This window comes from Mesorhizobium sp. BAC0120 (assembly GCF_033542235.1).
Classification (GTDB): domain Bacteria; phylum Pseudomonadota; class Alphaproteobacteria; order Rhizobiales; family Rhizobiaceae; genus JAWRCU01.
This window is the reverse complement of the sequence record NZ_JAWRCU010000002.1, coordinates 447627-464966: the sequence shown is the minus strand read 5'-3', so window position 1 is coordinate 464966 and position 17340 is coordinate 447627. Positions and strand designations below refer to the sequence as shown.

Below are 17340 nucleotides of genomic sequence, written 5' to 3'. Positions count from 1 at the left end.
GTCCTACCGGACATCTCCCCCACAAGGGGGGAGATTAGACTGCCGCTTTCTTCGGCGCTTTTTCTGCGACGTAGCTCGTTGGCGAAGGCATTAATGAAGGCCAATCTCCCCCCTTGTGGGGGAGATGTCCGGCAGGACAGAGGGGGGCAACGTAGGGCGTCTTGCCTTTCAAGGAGCGGGCGTCCTTATGGCTAAGACCCGCATCCAGTTCATCTGCCAGAACTGCGGCACGGTGCACTCGCGCTGGGCCGGAAAATGCGATGCCTGCGGCGAGTGGAACACGCTCGTCGAGGAAGGCACTACCGGCGGCATTGGCGGTGGCCCATCCGCGCTACGCTCGCCGCGCAAGGGGCGGCCAGTCGCCCTGACGACGCTTTCAGGCGACATCGAGGATGCGCCGCGTATTGCAACCGGCATCGCCGAGCTCGACCGTGCGACCGGCGGCGGCTTCGTTCGTGGCTCTGCGCTTCTTGTCGGCGGCGATCCCGGGATTGGCAAGTCGACGCTGTTGATGCAGGCCGCGGCAGCGCTGGCCAACCGGGGGCATCGCGTCGTCTATGTCTCCGGCGAGGAGGCGGTCGCGCAGGTCCGCCTGCGCGCTCAGCGGCTCGGAGCAGCCAGTGCGCCGGTGGAGCTCGCCGCCGAGACCAATGTCGAGGACATCCTCGCCACGATCGCCGAAGGCAAGCGCCCAGACATCGTGATACTGGATTCCATTCAGACGCTTTGGACCGACATCGCCGAATCGGCACCCGGCACGGTGACGCAGGTGCGCGCTTCGGCACAAGCGATCATCCGCTATGCCAAGTCGACGGGGGCGGCGGTCGTGCTGGTCGGCCATGTGACAAAGGAGGGGCAGATCGCAGGCCCGCGCGTCGTCGAGCACATGGTCGATGCGGTGCTTTATTTCGAGGGCGAAGGCGGACACCACTACCGCATCCTCAGAACCGTAAAGAACCGTTTCGGCCCGACCGACGAGATCGGCGTCTTCGAGATGTCGGACCGCGGCCTGCGCGAGGTCGCCAATCCCTCCGAGCTCTTCCTCGGCGAGCGCAGCGCAAAGGCGCCGGGAGCGGCCGTCTTCGCCGGCATGGAAGGCACGCGGCCGGTGCTCGTCGAGATTCAGGCGCTGGTTGCTCCCTCCCCGCTCGGCACGCCGCGCCGGGCAATCGTCGGCTGGGACGCCGCGCGGCTCTCCATGGTGCTCGCGGTGCTGGAAGCGCATTGCGGGGTGCGGTTTGCCCAGCACGACGTCTATCTGAACGTCGCCGGCGGCTACCGCATCAGTGAGCCTGCGGCGGACCTTGCCGTGGCAGCCGCCCTCGTCTCGTCGCTGACCGCTCTTGCCCTTCCCGCCGATTGCGTCTATTTCGGCGAAATCAGCCTTTCCGGCGCTGTCCGGCCGGTGGCGCACGCGCTTCAACGGCTCAAGGAAGCGGAAAAGCTGGGGTTCGGACAGGCTGTCATGCCATCGGCGGCCGACGAGCTGTCCACGGGGATAGGAGCCAATGCCTTCCAGCCGGCGATGCTGACCGATCTCGTGGTGAGGATCGCGGGTTCCAAGCGAGCACGGCCGGAAGGGTGACGGCAGGTTCAGGTATCCACAGCCGCGGGGCTGTACAAGGAGTGTGAGACGACATGCCGATAACGTTGCTTGACGGTGTTCTCGTCGGCTTCACGCTCGTTTCGGCAATGCTTGCGATGGTGCGCGGCTTTTCGCGCGAGATCCTCTCGATTGCGTCCTGGGCGGCCGCCGCGGCAGCGGCGTTCTTCTTCTATCCGAAGGTCGTTCCCTACGTTCAGCCCTACATCGACAGCGAAAAGATCCAGATGGTTGCAGCGGCCGGCGCGATTTTCGTCATAGCGCTGATCGTTGTCACCTTGATCACCATGCGGATCGCCGACTTCATTATCGATTCGCGCGTCGGCGCGCTCGATCGCGCACTCGGATTTCTTTACGGTGCTGCACGCGGCATCCTGGTGGTCGCGGTCGGCCTGCTCTTCTTCGATTGGCTGGTCGGAGCACATCCGCCGGCATGGATTACCGAGGCGAAGTCCCGGCCGTTCCTCGAGGAGATCGGAGCCAAGATCCAGAGCTTCCTGCCGGACGACCCCGAGAACTCGATCCTGAAGCGGCTGGTGCCGGGTGGCGACAACCCGTCGACAGGCAATGGCGACAGCCCGACTGAAGGTGGAGCGGAAAGCCAGCCGGCCGAGGCACCTGCCGAGGGTGGAAACAATTAGCCGGATGCTGGCGAAACGACGGTTTCGCTCCCATATCCCAGCTTTCTGACGAGAGGCTTGGTCGCATGGCGGACACGAGCATGACAGCAGGACATATTGCCGGTGAAGCGGACGACCATTTCCACGATGAATGCGGCGTGTTCGGCATCTTCGGCCGGCAGGACGCCGCGCCTATCGTTGCGCTTGGACTCCATGCCCTGCAGCACCGCGGCCAAGAAGCAGCAGGCATCGTCTCCTATGACGGCACGCAGTTCCACGTGGAGCGTCATGTCGGCCTGATCGGCGACACGTTCACAAAGCAGGCGGTGATGGACCGGCTGCGCGGCACGCGCGCCATCGGCCATACCCGCTACGCGACGACCGGCGGCGCCGGGCTGCGCAACGTCCAGCCCTTCTTCGCCGAGCTCGCCGATGGCGGGCTGGCGATCGCCCATAATGGCAATCTCACCAACGCGATGACCGTACAGCGCGCGCTGCAAAAGGAAGGCGCGATTTTTTCGTCCACCTCGGATACGGAGACGATCCTTCACCTCGTCGCGACGAGCCGCGAGCGCGACCTGAATTCGCGCTTCATAGAGGCCATACGCCAGGTCGAGGGCGCATTCTCGCTGGTCGCGCTGTCGTCGAAGAAGATGATCGGCGTGCGCGACCCGCTCGGCATTCGCCCGCTTGTCCTCGGTGACCTCGATGGCGCCTGGATTCTCGCCTCCGAAACCTGCGCCCTCGACATTATCGGAGCCCGTTTCGTACGCGATCTCAAGCCGGGCGAGATGGTGGTGGTCACCAACAAGGGCATCGAGAGCCTGTTCCCGTTCGAGCCGCAGAAGCCGCGCTTCTGCATCTTCGAATATGTCTATTTCGCGCGGCCCGACTCGACGGTCGAAGGCCGCAACGTCTACGATGTGAGGAAGCGGATCGGCGCGGAGCTGGCGGTCGAGAACCCGGTCGAGGCGGACATCGTGGTGCCGGTGCCGGACTCGGGAACGCCCGCCGCGATCGGCTTCGCTCAGCAGGCCAGCATCCCCTTCGAGCTGGGCATCATCCGCAATCACTATGTCGGCCGCACCTTCATCCAGCCGGGCGACTCGATCCGCCATATGGGCGTGAAGCTCAAGCACAACGCCAACCGCAAGATGATCGAGGGTAAGCGCATCGTGCTGGTCGACGACTCGATCGTGCGCGGCACGACCAGCCAGAAGATCGTGCAGATGGTGCGCGACGCCGGCGCCAGGGAGGTGCACATGCGGATCGCCTCGCCGCCGACCATGTCGTCCTGCTTCTATGGCGTCGATACGCCTGAGAAATCGAAGCTGCTCGCCTCGCGCATGTCGGTGCAAGAGATGGCCGAGTTCATTCGCGTCGATTCGCTCGGCTTCCTGTCGATCGACGGGCTTTACCGCGCCGTCGGCGAGGCTGGCCGCAACAATGAGCAGCCTCAGTTCTGCGATGCCTGCTTCACAGCACAATATCCGACGCGGCTTCTCGACCACGAGGGCTCGGACAACGTACGAACCTTGTCGCTGCTCGCTGCCGGCGGTCAGTGAGCGCCCTGCCCGCTGCTAACCTCGGCTTCGCAGATCAGCTCACGGCAGCGGTTTCGCGCCTCCAGACGAAGCTCCGATGCAATGCCAGTTGTTCGCCGGGGCCGTGGACGGCTGCGAACAGAAGTCCGGCAAGGAAGGTAAAGTGGTCGACGAAGAAGCCGAACTCGGCCTGATTTCCTTCCCAATGCGACGGGCCGTGGAAGGCGAAGGCAAGGAAGATCACATAAACACCGGCAAGCAGCGCGGCCTCTGAAAAGAAGGCGCCGGTCAGAAAGGCCAGCACGAGGGCAACCTCGAAGATCGCGGCGAGCCAGGCCAGAAGCAGCGGGAAGGGAAAACCGGCCGAGGCGATATAGCCGGCCGTGTCGGACATTCCGGCGAACTTGAAGGCTGCAGCCATCGCAAAGACAGCGGCGAAGATCAGCCTTGCTATGAGGATGGCAACTGTTTTGCTCATGGGTCCTCTCCAATGATATGCGTTTCGCGACCCTGCACGCGGCAAGTGCGGGCTCCCTTGTGCGCCGCCAATTTTCTATATTTGTGAACGGTCGGCGGCAGCCATACTTATTACAGGGTTTCATCCCAGGCAAATCATCCTGCCTCAGGCTACTGACATGCTGAAGCATGATCCCGCAAAGTTGCAGAATTTCGGCCAACATCTTGCTTGCAACAGCAGGAACCAAGCAGAGTGAATACCTCCGATCCACTTCTTCCTGCTCAGCCGACGTGGATCTCCATTCCTCCGCCCTGCTCGACCAAGCCGACACCTCGGCACGACGCGCGCTTTGCCGCAACCTCGCCGGTTCCGTTCGACATGCTTTCGTTCTATTGGCACGGAACGGAGCCAAGAAATGACTGTATCCATCGACCTCACCGGCCGTATTGCGCTTGTCACGGGCGCCTCGCGCGGCATCGGCTATTTCATGGCCAAGCAGATGGCGGCTGCCGGCGCGCATGTGATCGCGGTTGCCCGAACCGTCGGGGGCCTCGAGGAACTCGACGACGAGATCAAGGCCGAGAACGCCAGAAGCGGCAAGGGCGCGGCGACGCTGGTTCCGCTTGACCTCGCCGATATGGCCGGCATCGACCGGCTGGGCGGGGCGATCCACGAGCGCTGGGGCAAGCTAGACATTCTCGTCGCCAATGCCGCCGTGCTCGGCGTGATAGCGCCGATCGGCCATGTCGAAGCGAAGACCTTCGAGAAGGTCATGACAATCAACGTGACGGCGACCTGGCGGCTGATCCGTTCTGTCGACCCGCTGCTGCGCCTGTCCGATTCGGGCCGTGCAATATTGATGTCGGCCAGCTCCGCGCATTCCGCGCGTGCTTTCTGGGCACCCTATGCCGCCTCCAAGGCGGCAGTCGAGACGCTGGCCCGGTCCTGGGCAAACGAGACGATAAACAGTCCCCTGAGGGTGAACTCGGTCGATCCCGGCGCCACCCGGACCGCCATGCGTGCACAGGCCGTGCCCGGCGAAAATCCCGACACGCTGCCTCATCCCTCCGAGGTGGCAGCCGCGATCCTGCCGCTTGCAAGTCCGTCGCTCCAGGAAACCGGCATGCTCTATCTGGCGAGGGCAAGGCGGTTCGTCAGCTACCCTGACTTCCCGGCGGGAACAGACTCGGTGAAGGTTTAGACCCAGACATCTGCCATAAATCAAAGCCGGCCGTGGATGAGCAGGTCGGTCCTGCAAAGCTGTAAGGGATCAACAGGCCGCGCAGCGCTCCCTTTCGCGCGGTGCCGTCAGGAAATCCCGCATGTCCGCAGTCACGCTCGACACAGGCGACCGTATCTTCGCGGGCATTCTGTTGACCGGCTTCGCCTATTTCCTCTTTACCGTCCACGATTCGATGGTGAAGCTCCTGGTCGCCGCGATCCCGGTCTGGCAGGTGCTGTTCTTTCGCAGCCTGACGATCCTCACCGGCTGCCTGATCTTCGGCGGCCGACAGATCTGCAAGGAAGCCTGGCATTCGCCGGTTTTCAGGTCGATGTTCCTGCGCTCAATCCTGATGCTTGCGGCCTGGCTGTGCTTTTACACCGCCGCGCGCGAGCTGCAGCTCGCCGAGCTGACCACGATCTATTATGCCGCGCCGATTATCGTCACCGTGCTCTCGATCCTGGTACTCGGCGAAAAGGTGCCACTCACCCGCTGGGCCGCCGTGGCAATTGGCTTCGTCGGCGTGTTCGTCGCCTGCGACCCGGCCAAGCTGGGGCTTTCACTGCCGGTTCTGCTTGTGCTGAGTGCCGCTTGCCTCTGGGGCTTGTCGATTGTGCTTCTGCGCAAGATCGCGTTGCAGGAGAAGACCATTGTGCAAATGGTCCTGAACAATGGGTTCTCCCTGCTGACGGCGGGTCTGCCTTTGACGCTTCTCTGGATGACGCCGTCGCTCAGCCAGGTCGTGCTGCTTGCTGCGACCGGCTTGGTCGCCGGTTTCGCACAGTTCACGCTCTACGAGGGCATGAAGCGGGCGCCTGCCTCGGTCATCGCGCCATTCGAATACACGGCACTCGTCTGGGCGTTCCTGCTAGGTTTCCTGATCTGGGGCGATGTTCCACGAAGCGAAGTGTTCGTCGGCGCATCGATGATCGTCGGCGCCGGGCTCATCATCATCGCCGGCGAGCGCTTTCGACGCCGCGCATGACGAACGGAAAAAATCTGTGACCTGCAGGGAACCAATATCGAGCTCGCGAGTTTGATGACCTGACGGGTTGTAAATCCCCCCCGAAACACCCCTCCGACCCGTCACATATTAAGCCGGCCTAGCTAGGCCGGCTTTTCTTTTTGCGCACGGACCGGCGCTCCATGTCGATTGACGCCGCTCCAGCCATTCTCGTCGCCCCTTCGGCGGCGGAACCCGACCTGCTGGTCGCCAATATTGCTCGGACGCCGACAGCAACATGAGCAATGTTGAAGCCGGCATTGACCGCGGCGCAGCTTTCGCTACCCTCTGGCACCCAACGGTGGCTAGTGTCCCGTTTCTGAAATTCCTCCCGGTTGGATATAGGCCGTGCACGAATTTCAGGACCAAGGGACCTTTAGCGACCTGGATCCCTAGCGTAATGATTTCGAAGTTCGTTCCGAGCTCGATTTCAAACTTGGGCGAACTTCGAATCACGACACCAGGCACACCGCCCGGTTCTGCGGTGGAGGAGCGGCATGATCCTGACCGGAGCCATTCTTGCCGGGTTGATTGCGGCTTATCTGGTGATCGCCGGCATCGAGACCTGGCGTCTGGGCATCGCCTTCCGTCAGGCGTTGCTCTACGTGCCTTTCAAGCTGGCCTACCGCGTCGAGGACGACGACATCCGCCTTGCACGCGAGGCCAAAGCGCCGGTCATCTATGTCGTAGCACATCAGTCGGCGATCGACCCGGCCTTGATGCTTACGCTGCTCCCCGAAGATACGTTGCATATCCTCGACGAGTATTCGGCGCGCGCCGCACGGCTGGAGCCGTTCCGTAACCTAGCCCGCACGATCGCCTTCAATGCCGAACACGTCTTCGTCAGCCGCCGGCTGGTGCGGCTGTTGAAGGGCAAGGGGCGGCTTGCGGTCTATATACCGGACACGGTCGAACCCGACGCCAAGGCGTTCCGGCTGTACCGCGCGGTCGCGCAGATTGCTGCGAAGTCCGAAGCCAGGATCGTTCCGATCTTCATTCGCGGGGCCCGCTTCCTGCCTTTCTCGAAGATACCGCCGGAAAAAGCTCCCCGCGTCCTCTTTCCCCAACTCTCGATCGCAGCGCTTGAAGGCAAGACACTGCGCGATCTCGCCGAAGGTGCGGACCTCGGCCGCACAACGGCGGCCAATGCGCTCTTCGATCGCGTCGCCGAAGTGCGCGTCAAGGCTGGCCTCGGGGCCGGACCCGGCAATGACAGCCTGTTTGAGGCAATGCGCGATGCCGCAGTTGCCCTCGGGCCATCCCGCATCATTGTCGAGGACGCGATGGGCCGCGCGCTCAGCTATCGCGAGCTCTTTGCCGGCGCCCGCATCCTCGGACGGCGCTTCGAGGGCTTCAGCGCACCCGGCGAAGCTGTCGGGCTGCTTCTGCCCAATTCGAACGGAATTGCGTTGTCGCTGCTCGGGCTGCTCTCAGCCGGCCGCGTTGCCGCCATGATCAACTACACTTCGGGGGCGGCGAACGTCACCGCCGCCATTCGTACGGCAACGATACGGATGGTTGTTTCCTCCCGCGCGTTCATCGAGAAGGCAAAGCTTGCCGACATCGTCACGGCTGTGGAGGCCGGTGGCGCCAAGGTCATTTGGCTCGAGGACGTGCGCGAGAGCATCAACTGGGTGGAAAAGGCTGCAGCGGCAGTGCTTTGGCGCTTCCCCCTGGCTCGCCAGGCTGCTGAAAGACCGGCCGTCATCCTCTTCACTTCGGGTTCGGAGGGCACGCCAAAGGCCGTCGTTCTCTCCAGCCGCAACCTGCTTGCCAATGCACGCCAGGTCGAGTCGCGGCTAGCGCTCTGGCCTCACGACAGGCTGCTCAACGTGCTGCCGGTATTTCACGCCTACGGGCTGACCGGAGGCACGATCATGCCGATCCTGCTCGGGGTCCGCGTCTTCCTTTACCCCTCCCCGCTCCACTTCAAGCAGATTCCCGGGACCGCGTCGAAGACGAAGCCGACCATCATGTTCGCCACCGACACGTTCCTCACCGCCTATGCGCGATCGGCCGGCGACGCGGATTTCGAGACGCTGAGGCTGGTGGTGGCCGGCGCGGAGCGGGTGCGCGCGGAGACGCGGCGCATCTGGCGCGAGCGTTTCGGTGCGGAGATCGTCGAAGGGTTCGGCATGACCGAAGCCTCGCCGGTGGTCGCCGTCAATTCGGCAACGCATGGCCGCCACGGTACGGTCGGCCGCCTGGTGCCCGGGATGCATATGCAGATCGAGGCCGTCGAGGGAATAGCCGAGGGCGGCAGGCTATGGGTTTCCGGACCGAACGTGATGTTGGGGTACATGACCTCGGAGCGCCCGGGCACGATCGCCCCGCCAGAGAACGGCTGGCACGACAGCGGCGACATCGTCACGGTCGACCGCGAAGGCTTCATCGAGATTAAGGGCCGCGCCAAGCGGTTCGCCAAGATCGCCGGCGAGATGGTATCGCTGGGTGCGATCGAGGTGGTGGTGCACTCGCTCTGGCCGGAGGACCATCACGCGGTTGTCTCGGTGCCCGACAAACGGCGTGGCGAGCGCATCGTGCTCGTCACCACCGCAAACGAAGCCGACCCCAACGTGCTGCGCGAAGAAAGCAAGAAGAGCGGTCTCGCCGAGCTCATGGTGCCTGCCGACATCGTCAAGGTTGCGGAGTTGCCGCTGCTCGGCTCCGGCAAGGTCGACTACACGTCGGCGCGACGTATTGCCATCGAGATGCTCGGGCTCGACGCCGCGGCGTAGCCCATCGGACCGAAAGTTGCGTAGCGGTTTTCGGATAATCCGATGCACATACAACCAGATAACGAGGCTGCCAATCCTTTGGGTGCACTATGCCCCAGACATCAGCTGGATGACGGGCTCTGGGATTCCGTTTGCACGAGCTTCGCCTCCTCGAGCTTCGCCCGCCGTGAATAGGCGCGCGCGCTGAGCGGCAGGTAAATCAGATAAGCAATGGCCGACACAGAGAGCGTCTGCCAGGGGTAAGTCGCCATCAAGAGCACGTAGAGGACCACGGCGAAGATCAGCGGGATGACGCGGTCGGCAGAAATTCGCTTGCCGGCGGTCTTGCCGGAATAAACAGGCAGGCGGCTGATCATCAGGAGAGCGATCAAGACCGTGTACACGCAAGCAGAATAGACGAGCGGCCGCCCGGTATCGACACCCATGAAGCCGAAATAGGCCGGGAGCAGCACCACCGCTGCACCGGCGGGCGCTGGGACGCCGACGAAGTATTCCGCCTGCCAGGCCGGTCGTTCCTCATCCTCGTCGAGCACGTTGAAGCGCGCGAGCCTGAGGCCGCAGGCAATGACGAACAGCAGCGCTGCTATCCAACCCGGCGAGCCTGCCCGATCGAGCAGGAAGGCGTAAAGCACAAGGGCCGGTGCAACGCCGAAATTGACGATGTCGGCCAACGAATCCATCTGGGCGCCGAATTTCGACGAGGCCTTGAAGAGCCGAGCCACGCGCCCGTCTATGCCGTCGAGAAAGGCAGCGATCAGCACCATCACCACCGCCGTCTGGAAGCGGTGTTCGAACGCGTGGCGAATACCTGACAAGCCGGCGCAGATCGCGAGCACGGTGACGAGGTTAGGCAGGATGAGGCGGATCGGGATCTCGCGAATCCGCGGCCCGCCCCTGCCATGGGGTTCAAAGGAAAAGAACACCTTCTTCACGAGACCCGCACAAGCGGCGTTGCGCCAGCCGCTGCATCGAATTCAGCAAGCACAGTCTCGCCCGCGACAGCCACCTGGCCCACGGCGACGCGCAAAGCAGCGCTCCTCGGCAGGAACACGTCAACCCGCGAGCCGAAACGAATCAAGCCGAAGCGCTCGCCGATTCCGACGCTCACGCCCGGCTCGACCCAGCAGACGATGCGGCGCGCCACAAGGCCGGCTATCTGCACCGCGGCGACAAGCCCGTTGGGACTCTCGATCACGAGCCCGTTCCGCTCGTTCTCGGCGCTTGCCTTGTCGAGATCTGCGCTCAGGAACTTGCCCGGCCTGTGCTCGATCTTCACGATCCTGCCACGAACCGGCGCACGGTTCACATGGCAGGAAAAGACGTTCATGAACACGGAAATGCGCGTCATCTCGGCTCCGCCGAGGCCGAGCTCGCGCGGCGGCACGGCGGGCCCGACAGCGGAGATCACGCCATCGGCAGGACTCACCACCAGCCGGTCGTCGACCGGCGTCACGCGCTGCGGATCGCGGAAGAAATAGGCGCACCAGGCCGTGAGAATGAGGCCGATCCAGAACAGGCTCGTCGAAAACAGCCCAAGCAGCACCGCCGCCACTCCGAAAGCGGCGATGAAGGGCCACCCCTCGCGGTGGATCGGGACGAAGGTATTTCGGATCGTATCGACTAAGGTCATGACCACGCTAAGCTGCCGAACGGATGCGGCTCTCTAGCGGATATGCCCATTTCTCGCAACGCAACAGCGGGTGAGGCGATGTGCAAGGGAAAGCCTACCATTTGCCGTGCCCGTCGTGACTTTCGTGAAGTCGGACGCAGACGAAAGGATTTCTGCTTGACCGCCACCTTGTCGATACGTTGGATTTCCGCGAAAACCCGATGACATTTACGGTCTACACATTTGAGGTGGTGCCGGGCCAGGAATGGATACTCCCGGCCGACGAAGGCCATTTCGAGATGTTTTTCGCGATGGATGGGAAGGTTATCTCGGATTGGGATCCACCTGTCATGAAAGTCAATCGCGAAATCAATCATGAGGAGAGATTTGGTTCCGACTTCCCGTGGCTTGACGAACACGTGCCATTTTTGAGAAAGCCGGCGACGATCCTGCTGAAGTATGGACAGCTTCTACTTAGTCGCGAGGAGAGGTTCTATTCCGACTTCCCTTGGCTTGGCGAGCATGTGCCGTTTTTGAGAAAACCGGCGGTAGAGGCTCTAAGGCACATTTTGTTGCAGTATGGACAGCTTCTGCCCGTTCGGGGAGAAGAGGTTTGGCTCTTCAACGCAACGAATGTGCTCGACGCTCTCGATCATGAGCGCTCCCGGATCGTGTACTTCGACGACGGAAACATTCTGGCAATCGAACGCCATGTTTTCGACAGAGGCAGGATCGGAACGGCGGAGATCTTCAAGCTCCCGATGAGGGCGTCACCCGTTTTTGTGACCGACAGTTTTGTCGAACAGGTACAAAGCGCCGGGCTTCGCGGCGTCTCCTTCAAAGCGTTGTGGAACTCCGCCGATCTGTGATTGTGGTCATTGCGTGACCATGGAAGTGGCCGCTTTCGCTTAGAGCCGTTTCACGAGATGCGCGACGGGCCGCCATTTCTCATCGGCGGATCCGGTAGAGCCGCTCCCGACGTATATGGTCGATTGCCACGGCGGCAATGAGAATTACCCCAACGATGATCGTATTGTACTGAGGGGGCACCGCTGCAACGATGAGCGCATTGTCGATTTCCGACAGCAGGATTGCGCCAACGGCGACGCCGGTAATGCTTCCCAGTCCACCGAGCAGGCTGATGCCACCAATGAGAGCCGCAGTGACCACCGCTAGGGTCACGCCCGATCCACCCGCGGATACTTGTCCGCTTCCGACACGGGCAGCGTAGATTATGCCGGCGAGTGCCGCCGTGAAACCACCGAGCACATAAAGCGTGGTCTCTATCCGGCCCACCCGCAGCCCATTGGCCGCCGCGGCCTTGCGGTTGCCTCCTACCGCGCGGACCTCGACACCGAACGGAGTCCGTTCAAGCACGAACCAAAACACGAGCCCTATTGCGACTGCGTAGATGACGACGAAGGGGACCCCCATGATGGTACCCTGCCCCAGGCGTTGGAAATCCTTGGGAAGGGGCACAATGTCCTGGCCGCCGGTAATTTGAATACAGAGGCCAGTAAACACGAAATAGGTTCCGAGCGTCGCGATGATTGGCGGAACGTGCAGGCGCGCGATGACCTGGCTGTTTGCATAGCCGGCGAGCGCTCCCGCGGCCAAGCCGCCCATAATCGCAATCGGCCATGGAATCCCTGCGATACCCATGAGCCACGCCGCGGTGATGCCACCCAATGTGAAAACTGCGCCGACAGAAAAGTCGAGACCGCCGCCGATCATCAGAAGGGACGCGCCGCACGCCATCACGAAGTAGATCACTGCTGCGCGCGCGATATCCGTCAGGTTGCCGACATTCAGGAAATTCGGGTTCTTTATCGCCGTCACAATGCCGATCACGATGATGACCAGGATCAGCGTCGTCTCCGGCCTGAGCAGGATTTCGACGAGCCACGGAGATCCCTCCCCCTTTTGCTCGCCGGTACGTGTCGTGGCGGTCATTTCTACTCCTGCGCGCTTTCGGCTGCGGCGCCGATTGTGCCGGTTATCATCCCGACCACCGCGTCGCGGTTCGTGCTGCCGCGCATCAGCGTCGCTACCGAATTGCCAAGGCGCATGACCGTAATTCGGTCGGCATGCCTGAACACAAACTCCAGGTCATGGCTGATGCAGATGATCGTCTTGCCCTGCGCCCGCAGCTCGTCGAGGATTTCCCCGACATGTGCCGTTTCACGGACGCCAAGCGCTGCGGTGGGCTCATCGAGCAGGATGATCGGAAGATTCGTCCGAACGGCTCGTGCAATGGCAACGATCTGCCGCTCGCCTCCCGACAACAGTCCGATCTGCGTACGAACGGAACCGACGCGGATCTTGAGGCCGGACAGGACCTTTGCCGCGTCCCTCTCCATTCGCGCTCGATCGAGCATTATGCGACCGCGCCGCGGAATATCGCCAAGCGCCATGTTGGTCGCGATGTCGAGACACTCGACCAGAGCCAAATCCTGATGGACGACGGCGATCCCGAACTGACGGGCTTCTGCGGCATCGCGCATGTGAACTTCGATGCCGCCGATCCTGACGCTCCCAACATCAGGCCTGAACATGCCGGACAGGATCTTGAGCGTGGTCGATTTTCCCGCTCCGTTGTCGCCGACCACAAAATGGATTTCTCCGGGGTAGGCTGTGAGATCAACCCTGGTCAGCGCCTTCACCTGTCCAAAAGCCTTGCCGATCCCCTCTAGGGCAAGACTGGGCTCCCCGGCTGAAGCCGGAGAGCCCGTGCGCGAATGCGCGAGGGTGCTCATTGCCAGCCTTTGTCGATGAAGGCCTGAACGTCTTCCTTGCCGAACATCTGCACGCCGACGTCGAGCTGCTCAGGCACCGATTCACCATCGTTGATCTTGACCAGGGCATCGACAATCTGCGTTCCGGCGCCGCAAAGGTTCTGCATCATGAGCTGGTAGACGGTACCTTCCTGAAGGCCCTCGGTGCCGCCGCCGGCAGCGCCGTTGGCGACCATGACCACTTTGCCCTGAAGATCCTTCGCCTTGATCGCGGCGACGGCGCCTTGCGTGGCGGTGCCCATGTGAGAGGCGATCACGTTGATTTCCGGATGAGCGATCAACAGCGCGTTCGCCTGATCGAGAGATTTGTTGGCGTCATCGCCGGTACTCACTGTGGCGATCACCTTGACATTCGGCGTTTCTGCGGCCGCCTTTTCGAACGCTTCCGAGAAGGCTTTTCCCGCGCCTGTCGGCCCCTGGATCATCAGCCCGACATTTTGCTGGCCTTCGCGTGCGGCGATCGCCTTGACCATGATTTCCCCGACAGTGGCGAAATTGGCTCCGACATTGACCTGCGAGCCCGACCCGGTGCCACTCGCGCCATACAGCGTGCCGACCATGATGCCGGCATCTCGCGCCTGCTGCAGCAATGGAACAAACCCATCGGTTGCCGGAAAGGTGATGATCGCGCCTGCGCTGTTTGCGATGCCCTGCTGCACCTGTTGCATCATTGCAGTGGTGTTCAGCGTGCCGTCGGTCGGACCGGACTCGGTCTCCGTGATGTTCTTGGCCTTGGCTTCCTTCGCAATACAATCCCCGATAAGGCGCCACGCCGGAAACTGAGGCAACGGGTTCACGAACAGGATGGACTTGATCGGCTCAGCCTGCGCCGAGGCGAACATAGTGCTCGCGATGGCGAGAGCGGCGGCCGTCCGTAGTGTCGTGCGCACCAGCATGCGGCGGTCGTGTAACATCTGCATTTTCATTCTCCTCCTGGCCTCCCCGGTGTCGGTCGCAGGGCGCCCCGAGCGAAGCTGCAGTGTCAGGTTGGCGCCCAGCGGAATCTTACGTCGCCGTCGAACTCCCCGAATTGGGCCGGCGCCTTGGACCGCCGATGAAACCCCCTGGGTCTTTCTGCGACGCGTTCCGCCCGTTCAGCCGTCTCCTGCAATCTCATCCTTATCGACAGCTGTCAATAACTAATTCATTCTGAGTTAGTTATCCAGCAAGGACAGATCTATGGATTCCGCCATTGCGCGGTAGCCGGCATCGTTGGGGTGGATATGATCGCCGCTGTCGAAAGCCGGCAGCAGTCGCGAAGGACGCACGGGATCGCGCATCACGGCATCGAAGTCGGTTATGGCATCGGCGCCGCTCTGGTCGCGGATGAAACGGTTGACGGCCTGACGAGCACGTTCCTTTTCCGGAGTGTAATAGCCTCCGCGAGGAAACTCCGGCAGCGTGCCTTCGAACGGCATAATAGTCCCCAGCATCACCTTGAGGCCGGCCAACCGTGCACGCGCGAGCAGTTGCCGCAGCGCTCCGATGATGTCATCGGCGCTGACAAATTCTTCGGGGCCGGCCAGGACCGTATTTGGCCAGACGATGTCGTTAATCCCCTCAAGCACAATCAAATGTGTAGCGGCGGGAAGTGCGAGGACATCACGGTCGAACCTCCTGAGGGCGAGATCCCCGCGCCGGCTGTGCAGGAGCCGATTGCCGCCAATACCCTGGTTCAAGACTGCGACCTGCCGTTTTGCGCCGATGAGCCGCTCTGCAAGCACATCGGGCCACCGTCGATCCGCATCGATCGACGAACCGTAGCCGTCCGTTATGGAGTCCCCAAAGCACACGAGCGCATGTCCCTTCGATGGAGCACGAACGTAGATCGAAGAAAGAAGATAATGGCTGGTCGTGGTCTGCTGGGCGATCATCTCGGTGGCGGCGGCGAAGTTGCCGGGCGCCGAAATATATGCGGTCTGCTGAGCCTCGAAGTGATGTGTTTCGACCGGGATGAAACCGGCGCTGAAATAGCTGATCGCAAGCCGCGACAGAGGGCCAATTTCCATCTCCACCGGATCGCTGATCAGGGGTGCGCCGGGATAGATTACCGCCGAACGGCTGCCCGCAAATGTCACCGGGCGAGTCGTCAATGGTTCAAGCCGGCCCCCTTCACCCGCCCTTGCAATTTCCACCGCATCGAGATGAATGGGCTGCCGTCCGTATTCATTTGTCAGCCTGATCGCGACGGCGCTGCCGCCCACGCTGGCTCGTGCGACTTCCCGCACCGTCTGGCCATAGAATCCTGAAAGCGGCGCATCCGGACCCCAAACATTCATGGGAGCAGCGGTCCAGGAAGGAAGCCAATATGTGTCCACTTGCGATACCCTCGAAAACGTTGTGTGTTCACTACGCTTGACCGTGAACAACAGGTCAATAGATAAGTCAGAGTGACTTACTAAAGCGAGTCGGTTCAAAGGTGGTAGGGCATATTCCAGGAACAACGGTCCTCCGGACGTCACCGCAGGACAGGGCTTCATCGGGGCCAGGCTCGAACCAGGTTGTCCTGCGGGCGGCCAATGAGCGGCTCGTGCTTTCGCTCATCCGCTCGCATGGCCAGCTCTCGAAGGCCCAGATCGCCGAGATCACGGGCCTTGCGGCACAGACGGCGTCCGTCATCTCCCGCAGCCTCGTTGAAGCCGGTTTGCTCGTCGAGGGCGCACCGGTGCGTGGAAAGATCGGGCAGCCTTACGTCCCGCTCAGCCTCAACCCTGACGGAGCACTGTTCCTTGGTGTGCATCTGGACCGTCATGAAGCGAAGGCGGCGCTGGTCAATTTCACCGGACGAATCGTCGCCGAGAAGGCGATCGAGCTTGCTGGACTGGATCTCAAGCGCGTTGCGAGATTTGTTCGCGATACGACGAACCGCTTCCGCTCCACCTACCCGATCGATGATCGTTCGCGTTTCCAGGGGATCGGAATTTCCATCGCCAGCGGCAGCCTTGGCAGCGACAGAACCGCTCTGCCCTGGAAGGAAATCGAAAGCACGTTTGACGAGCTAGGCCAAACGCTTGATCTTTCAGTCTTTGTGTCGAGTGACGCCGTAGCGGCCTGCAGCGCAGAACTCATCTATGGCCTCGGCAGCGGTATAGAGGACTTCCTCTACCTCTTCATAGACCAGTCGATCAGCGGCGGAATTGTCCAGCAGGGCCGCATAAGCTTTTCGCGGGACGACCAGGGCGCCAATTTGGGCAAGATCTTTGTCCCCGGAGCTGACGGCCGACCGGTACCACTCCGCGCGCTTGCACTTGGAACAGAGCAAGGGGCGGCGGGCACCAAGACGGTCGAATTGCTCGCGCGCGGTATCGCGTATGCCGTGACCGCAGCGGCCGCCGTGGTGCCGTGCCGCACGGTGATTATCGACGGATCCATTCCCGCCGAGAGGCTGCAGCAGGTCACCGTGAAGCTGCGCACCGCGCTCGCTCAACTGGACGTGCCCGAAGCTGCCGAAATGTCCGTCAGAGAAGGTTCCCGCGACCGCAAATCGGTCGCTTTGGGGGCCGCATGCCTGCCGCTGGCCGATCGCTTCTATCCGTCTGAGACTGATTTCACGCGTTCCTGATCGCGACCTCGGCAAAGAGCCTCTTTGCGCCAGAGAAGTTCAACTGGCTGGTCGTAAAAGTTCGCCTCGCTATGCGACCAATGGTGCGAGGCCGTCCGGATGGGCGATACCGCTCGCGGTCCACTTTGTGTAAGCTGCCACGGGCTTTGGGCGACCGGGATCACAGCGCGGAAATTGCGCACGAACC

At 62.1% G+C, this 17340-nt stretch carries 15 protein-coding genes; 8 read left to right on the top strand and 7 right to left on the bottom strand.

Annotation, left to right across the window (positions count from 1 at the left end; genetic code table 11):
• Window positions 1–187 precede the first annotated feature (187 nt).
• From radA to purF, 3 genes are all read left to right on the top strand, one after another.
• Window positions 188–1585 (top strand): DNA repair protein RadA, encoded by a 1398-nt coding sequence (gene radA, locus SAZ10_RS05680; protein ID WP_318608213.1) that lies wholly within the window; start codon window positions 188–190, stop codon window positions 1583–1585.
• Between the two features lie 53 nt (window positions 1586–1638).
• Window positions 1639–2244 (top strand): CvpA family protein, encoded by a 606-nt coding sequence (locus SAZ10_RS05675; protein ID WP_318608212.1) that lies wholly within the window; start codon window positions 1639–1641, stop codon window positions 2242–2244.
• 80 nt (window positions 2245–2324) lie between these two features.
• Window positions 2325–3788, top strand: coding sequence for an amidophosphoribosyltransferase (purF, locus tag SAZ10_RS05670; RefSeq protein WP_318608211.1), 1464 nt, complete (start codon window positions 2325–2327; stop codon window positions 3786–3788).
• A gap of 34 nt (window positions 3789–3822) precedes the next feature.
• Here purF and SAZ10_RS05665 read toward each other — a convergent pair whose 3' ends face one another.
• The gene (locus SAZ10_RS05665) at window positions 3823–4245 is read right to left on the bottom strand and encodes a DoxX family protein (protein ID WP_318608210.1); all 423 of its coding nucleotides are present in this window, start codon (window positions 4243–4245) and stop codon (window positions 3823–3825) included.
• Between the two features lie 394 nt (window positions 4246–4639).
• On the opposite strand from SAZ10_RS05665, the gene SAZ10_RS05660 reads away from it, so the two are divergent.
• The 3 genes from SAZ10_RS05660 (at window position 4640) to SAZ10_RS05650 (ending at window position 9187) form a co-directional block, all read left to right on the top strand.
• Window positions 4640–5425 carry an SDR family NAD(P)-dependent oxidoreductase gene (locus SAZ10_RS05660; protein ID WP_318608209.1) on the top strand — a complete coding sequence of 262 codons (786 nt, stop codon included), beginning with the start codon at window positions 4640–4642 and terminating at the stop codon, window positions 5423–5425.
• 121 nt (window positions 5426–5546) lie between these two features.
• Entirely contained in the window at window positions 5547–6431 is an 885-nt protein-coding gene (locus SAZ10_RS05655) for a DMT family transporter (RefSeq protein ID WP_318608208.1), read from the top strand.
• 515 nt (window positions 6432–6946) lie between these two features.
• On the top strand, window positions 6947–9187 hold the full coding sequence (locus tag SAZ10_RS05650) for an AMP-binding protein (protein WP_318608207.1): 2241 nt from the start codon (window positions 6947–6949) through the stop codon (window positions 9185–9187).
• A 101-nt stretch (window positions 9188–9288) separates the two neighbouring features.
• On the opposite strand, the gene pssA is transcribed toward SAZ10_RS05650, so the two are convergent.
• Together pssA and SAZ10_RS05640 are read right to left on the bottom strand one after the other, a co-directional pair.
• Window positions 9289–10119, bottom strand: coding sequence for a CDP-diacylglycerol--serine O-phosphatidyltransferase (gene pssA, locus SAZ10_RS05645; protein WP_318608206.1), 831 nt, complete (start codon window positions 10117–10119; stop codon window positions 9289–9291).
• On the bottom strand, window positions 10116–10817 hold the full coding sequence (locus SAZ10_RS05640; protein WP_318608205.1) for a phosphatidylserine decarboxylase: 702 nt from the start codon (window positions 10815–10817) through the stop codon (window positions 10116–10118). Before SAZ10_RS05640 ends, pssA begins: the two co-directional genes overlap by 4 nt.
• 200 nt (window positions 10818–11017) lie before the next feature.
• On the opposite strand from SAZ10_RS05640, the gene SAZ10_RS05635 reads away from it, so the two are divergent.
• A complete protein-coding gene (locus tag SAZ10_RS05635) occupies window positions 11018–11665 on the top strand; it encodes an imm11 family protein (RefSeq protein ID WP_318608204.1) in 648 nt (215 codons plus the stop codon).
• Between the two features lie 79 nt (window positions 11666–11744).
• Here the strand turns inward: SAZ10_RS05635 and SAZ10_RS05630 are convergent, their stop codons facing one another.
• From SAZ10_RS05630 to SAZ10_RS05615, 4 genes are all read right to left on the bottom strand, one after another.
• Entirely contained in the window at window positions 11745–12749 is a 1005-nt protein-coding gene (locus SAZ10_RS05630; RefSeq protein ID WP_318608203.1) for an ABC transporter permease, read from the bottom strand.
• A gap of 2 nt (window positions 12750–12751) precedes the next feature.
• On the bottom strand, window positions 12752–13552 hold the full coding sequence (locus SAZ10_RS05625; protein WP_318608201.1) for an ATP-binding cassette domain-containing protein: 801 nt from the start codon (window positions 13550–13552) through the stop codon (window positions 12752–12754).
• Window positions 13549–14511, bottom strand: a complete 963-nt coding sequence (locus SAZ10_RS05620) for a sugar ABC transporter substrate-binding protein (protein ID WP_318608200.1) — start codon at window positions 14509–14511, stop codon at window positions 13549–13551. The genes SAZ10_RS05625 and SAZ10_RS05620 overlap by 4 nt, the downstream gene beginning before the upstream one ends.
• A gap of 234 nt (window positions 14512–14745) precedes the next feature.
• A complete protein-coding gene (locus SAZ10_RS05615; RefSeq protein ID WP_318608199.1) occupies window positions 14746–15795 on the bottom strand; it encodes an SGNH/GDSL hydrolase family protein in 1050 nt (349 codons plus the stop codon).
• Between the two features lie 326 nt (window positions 15796–16121).
• On the opposite strand from SAZ10_RS05615, the gene SAZ10_RS05610 reads away from it, so the two are divergent.
• Complete coding sequence (locus SAZ10_RS05610) at window positions 16122–17153, top strand: ROK family protein (RefSeq protein WP_318608198.1); 1032 nt, start codon at window positions 16122–16124, stop codon at window positions 17151–17153.
• The last annotated feature ends 187 nt before the right edge of the window (window positions 17154–17340 follow it).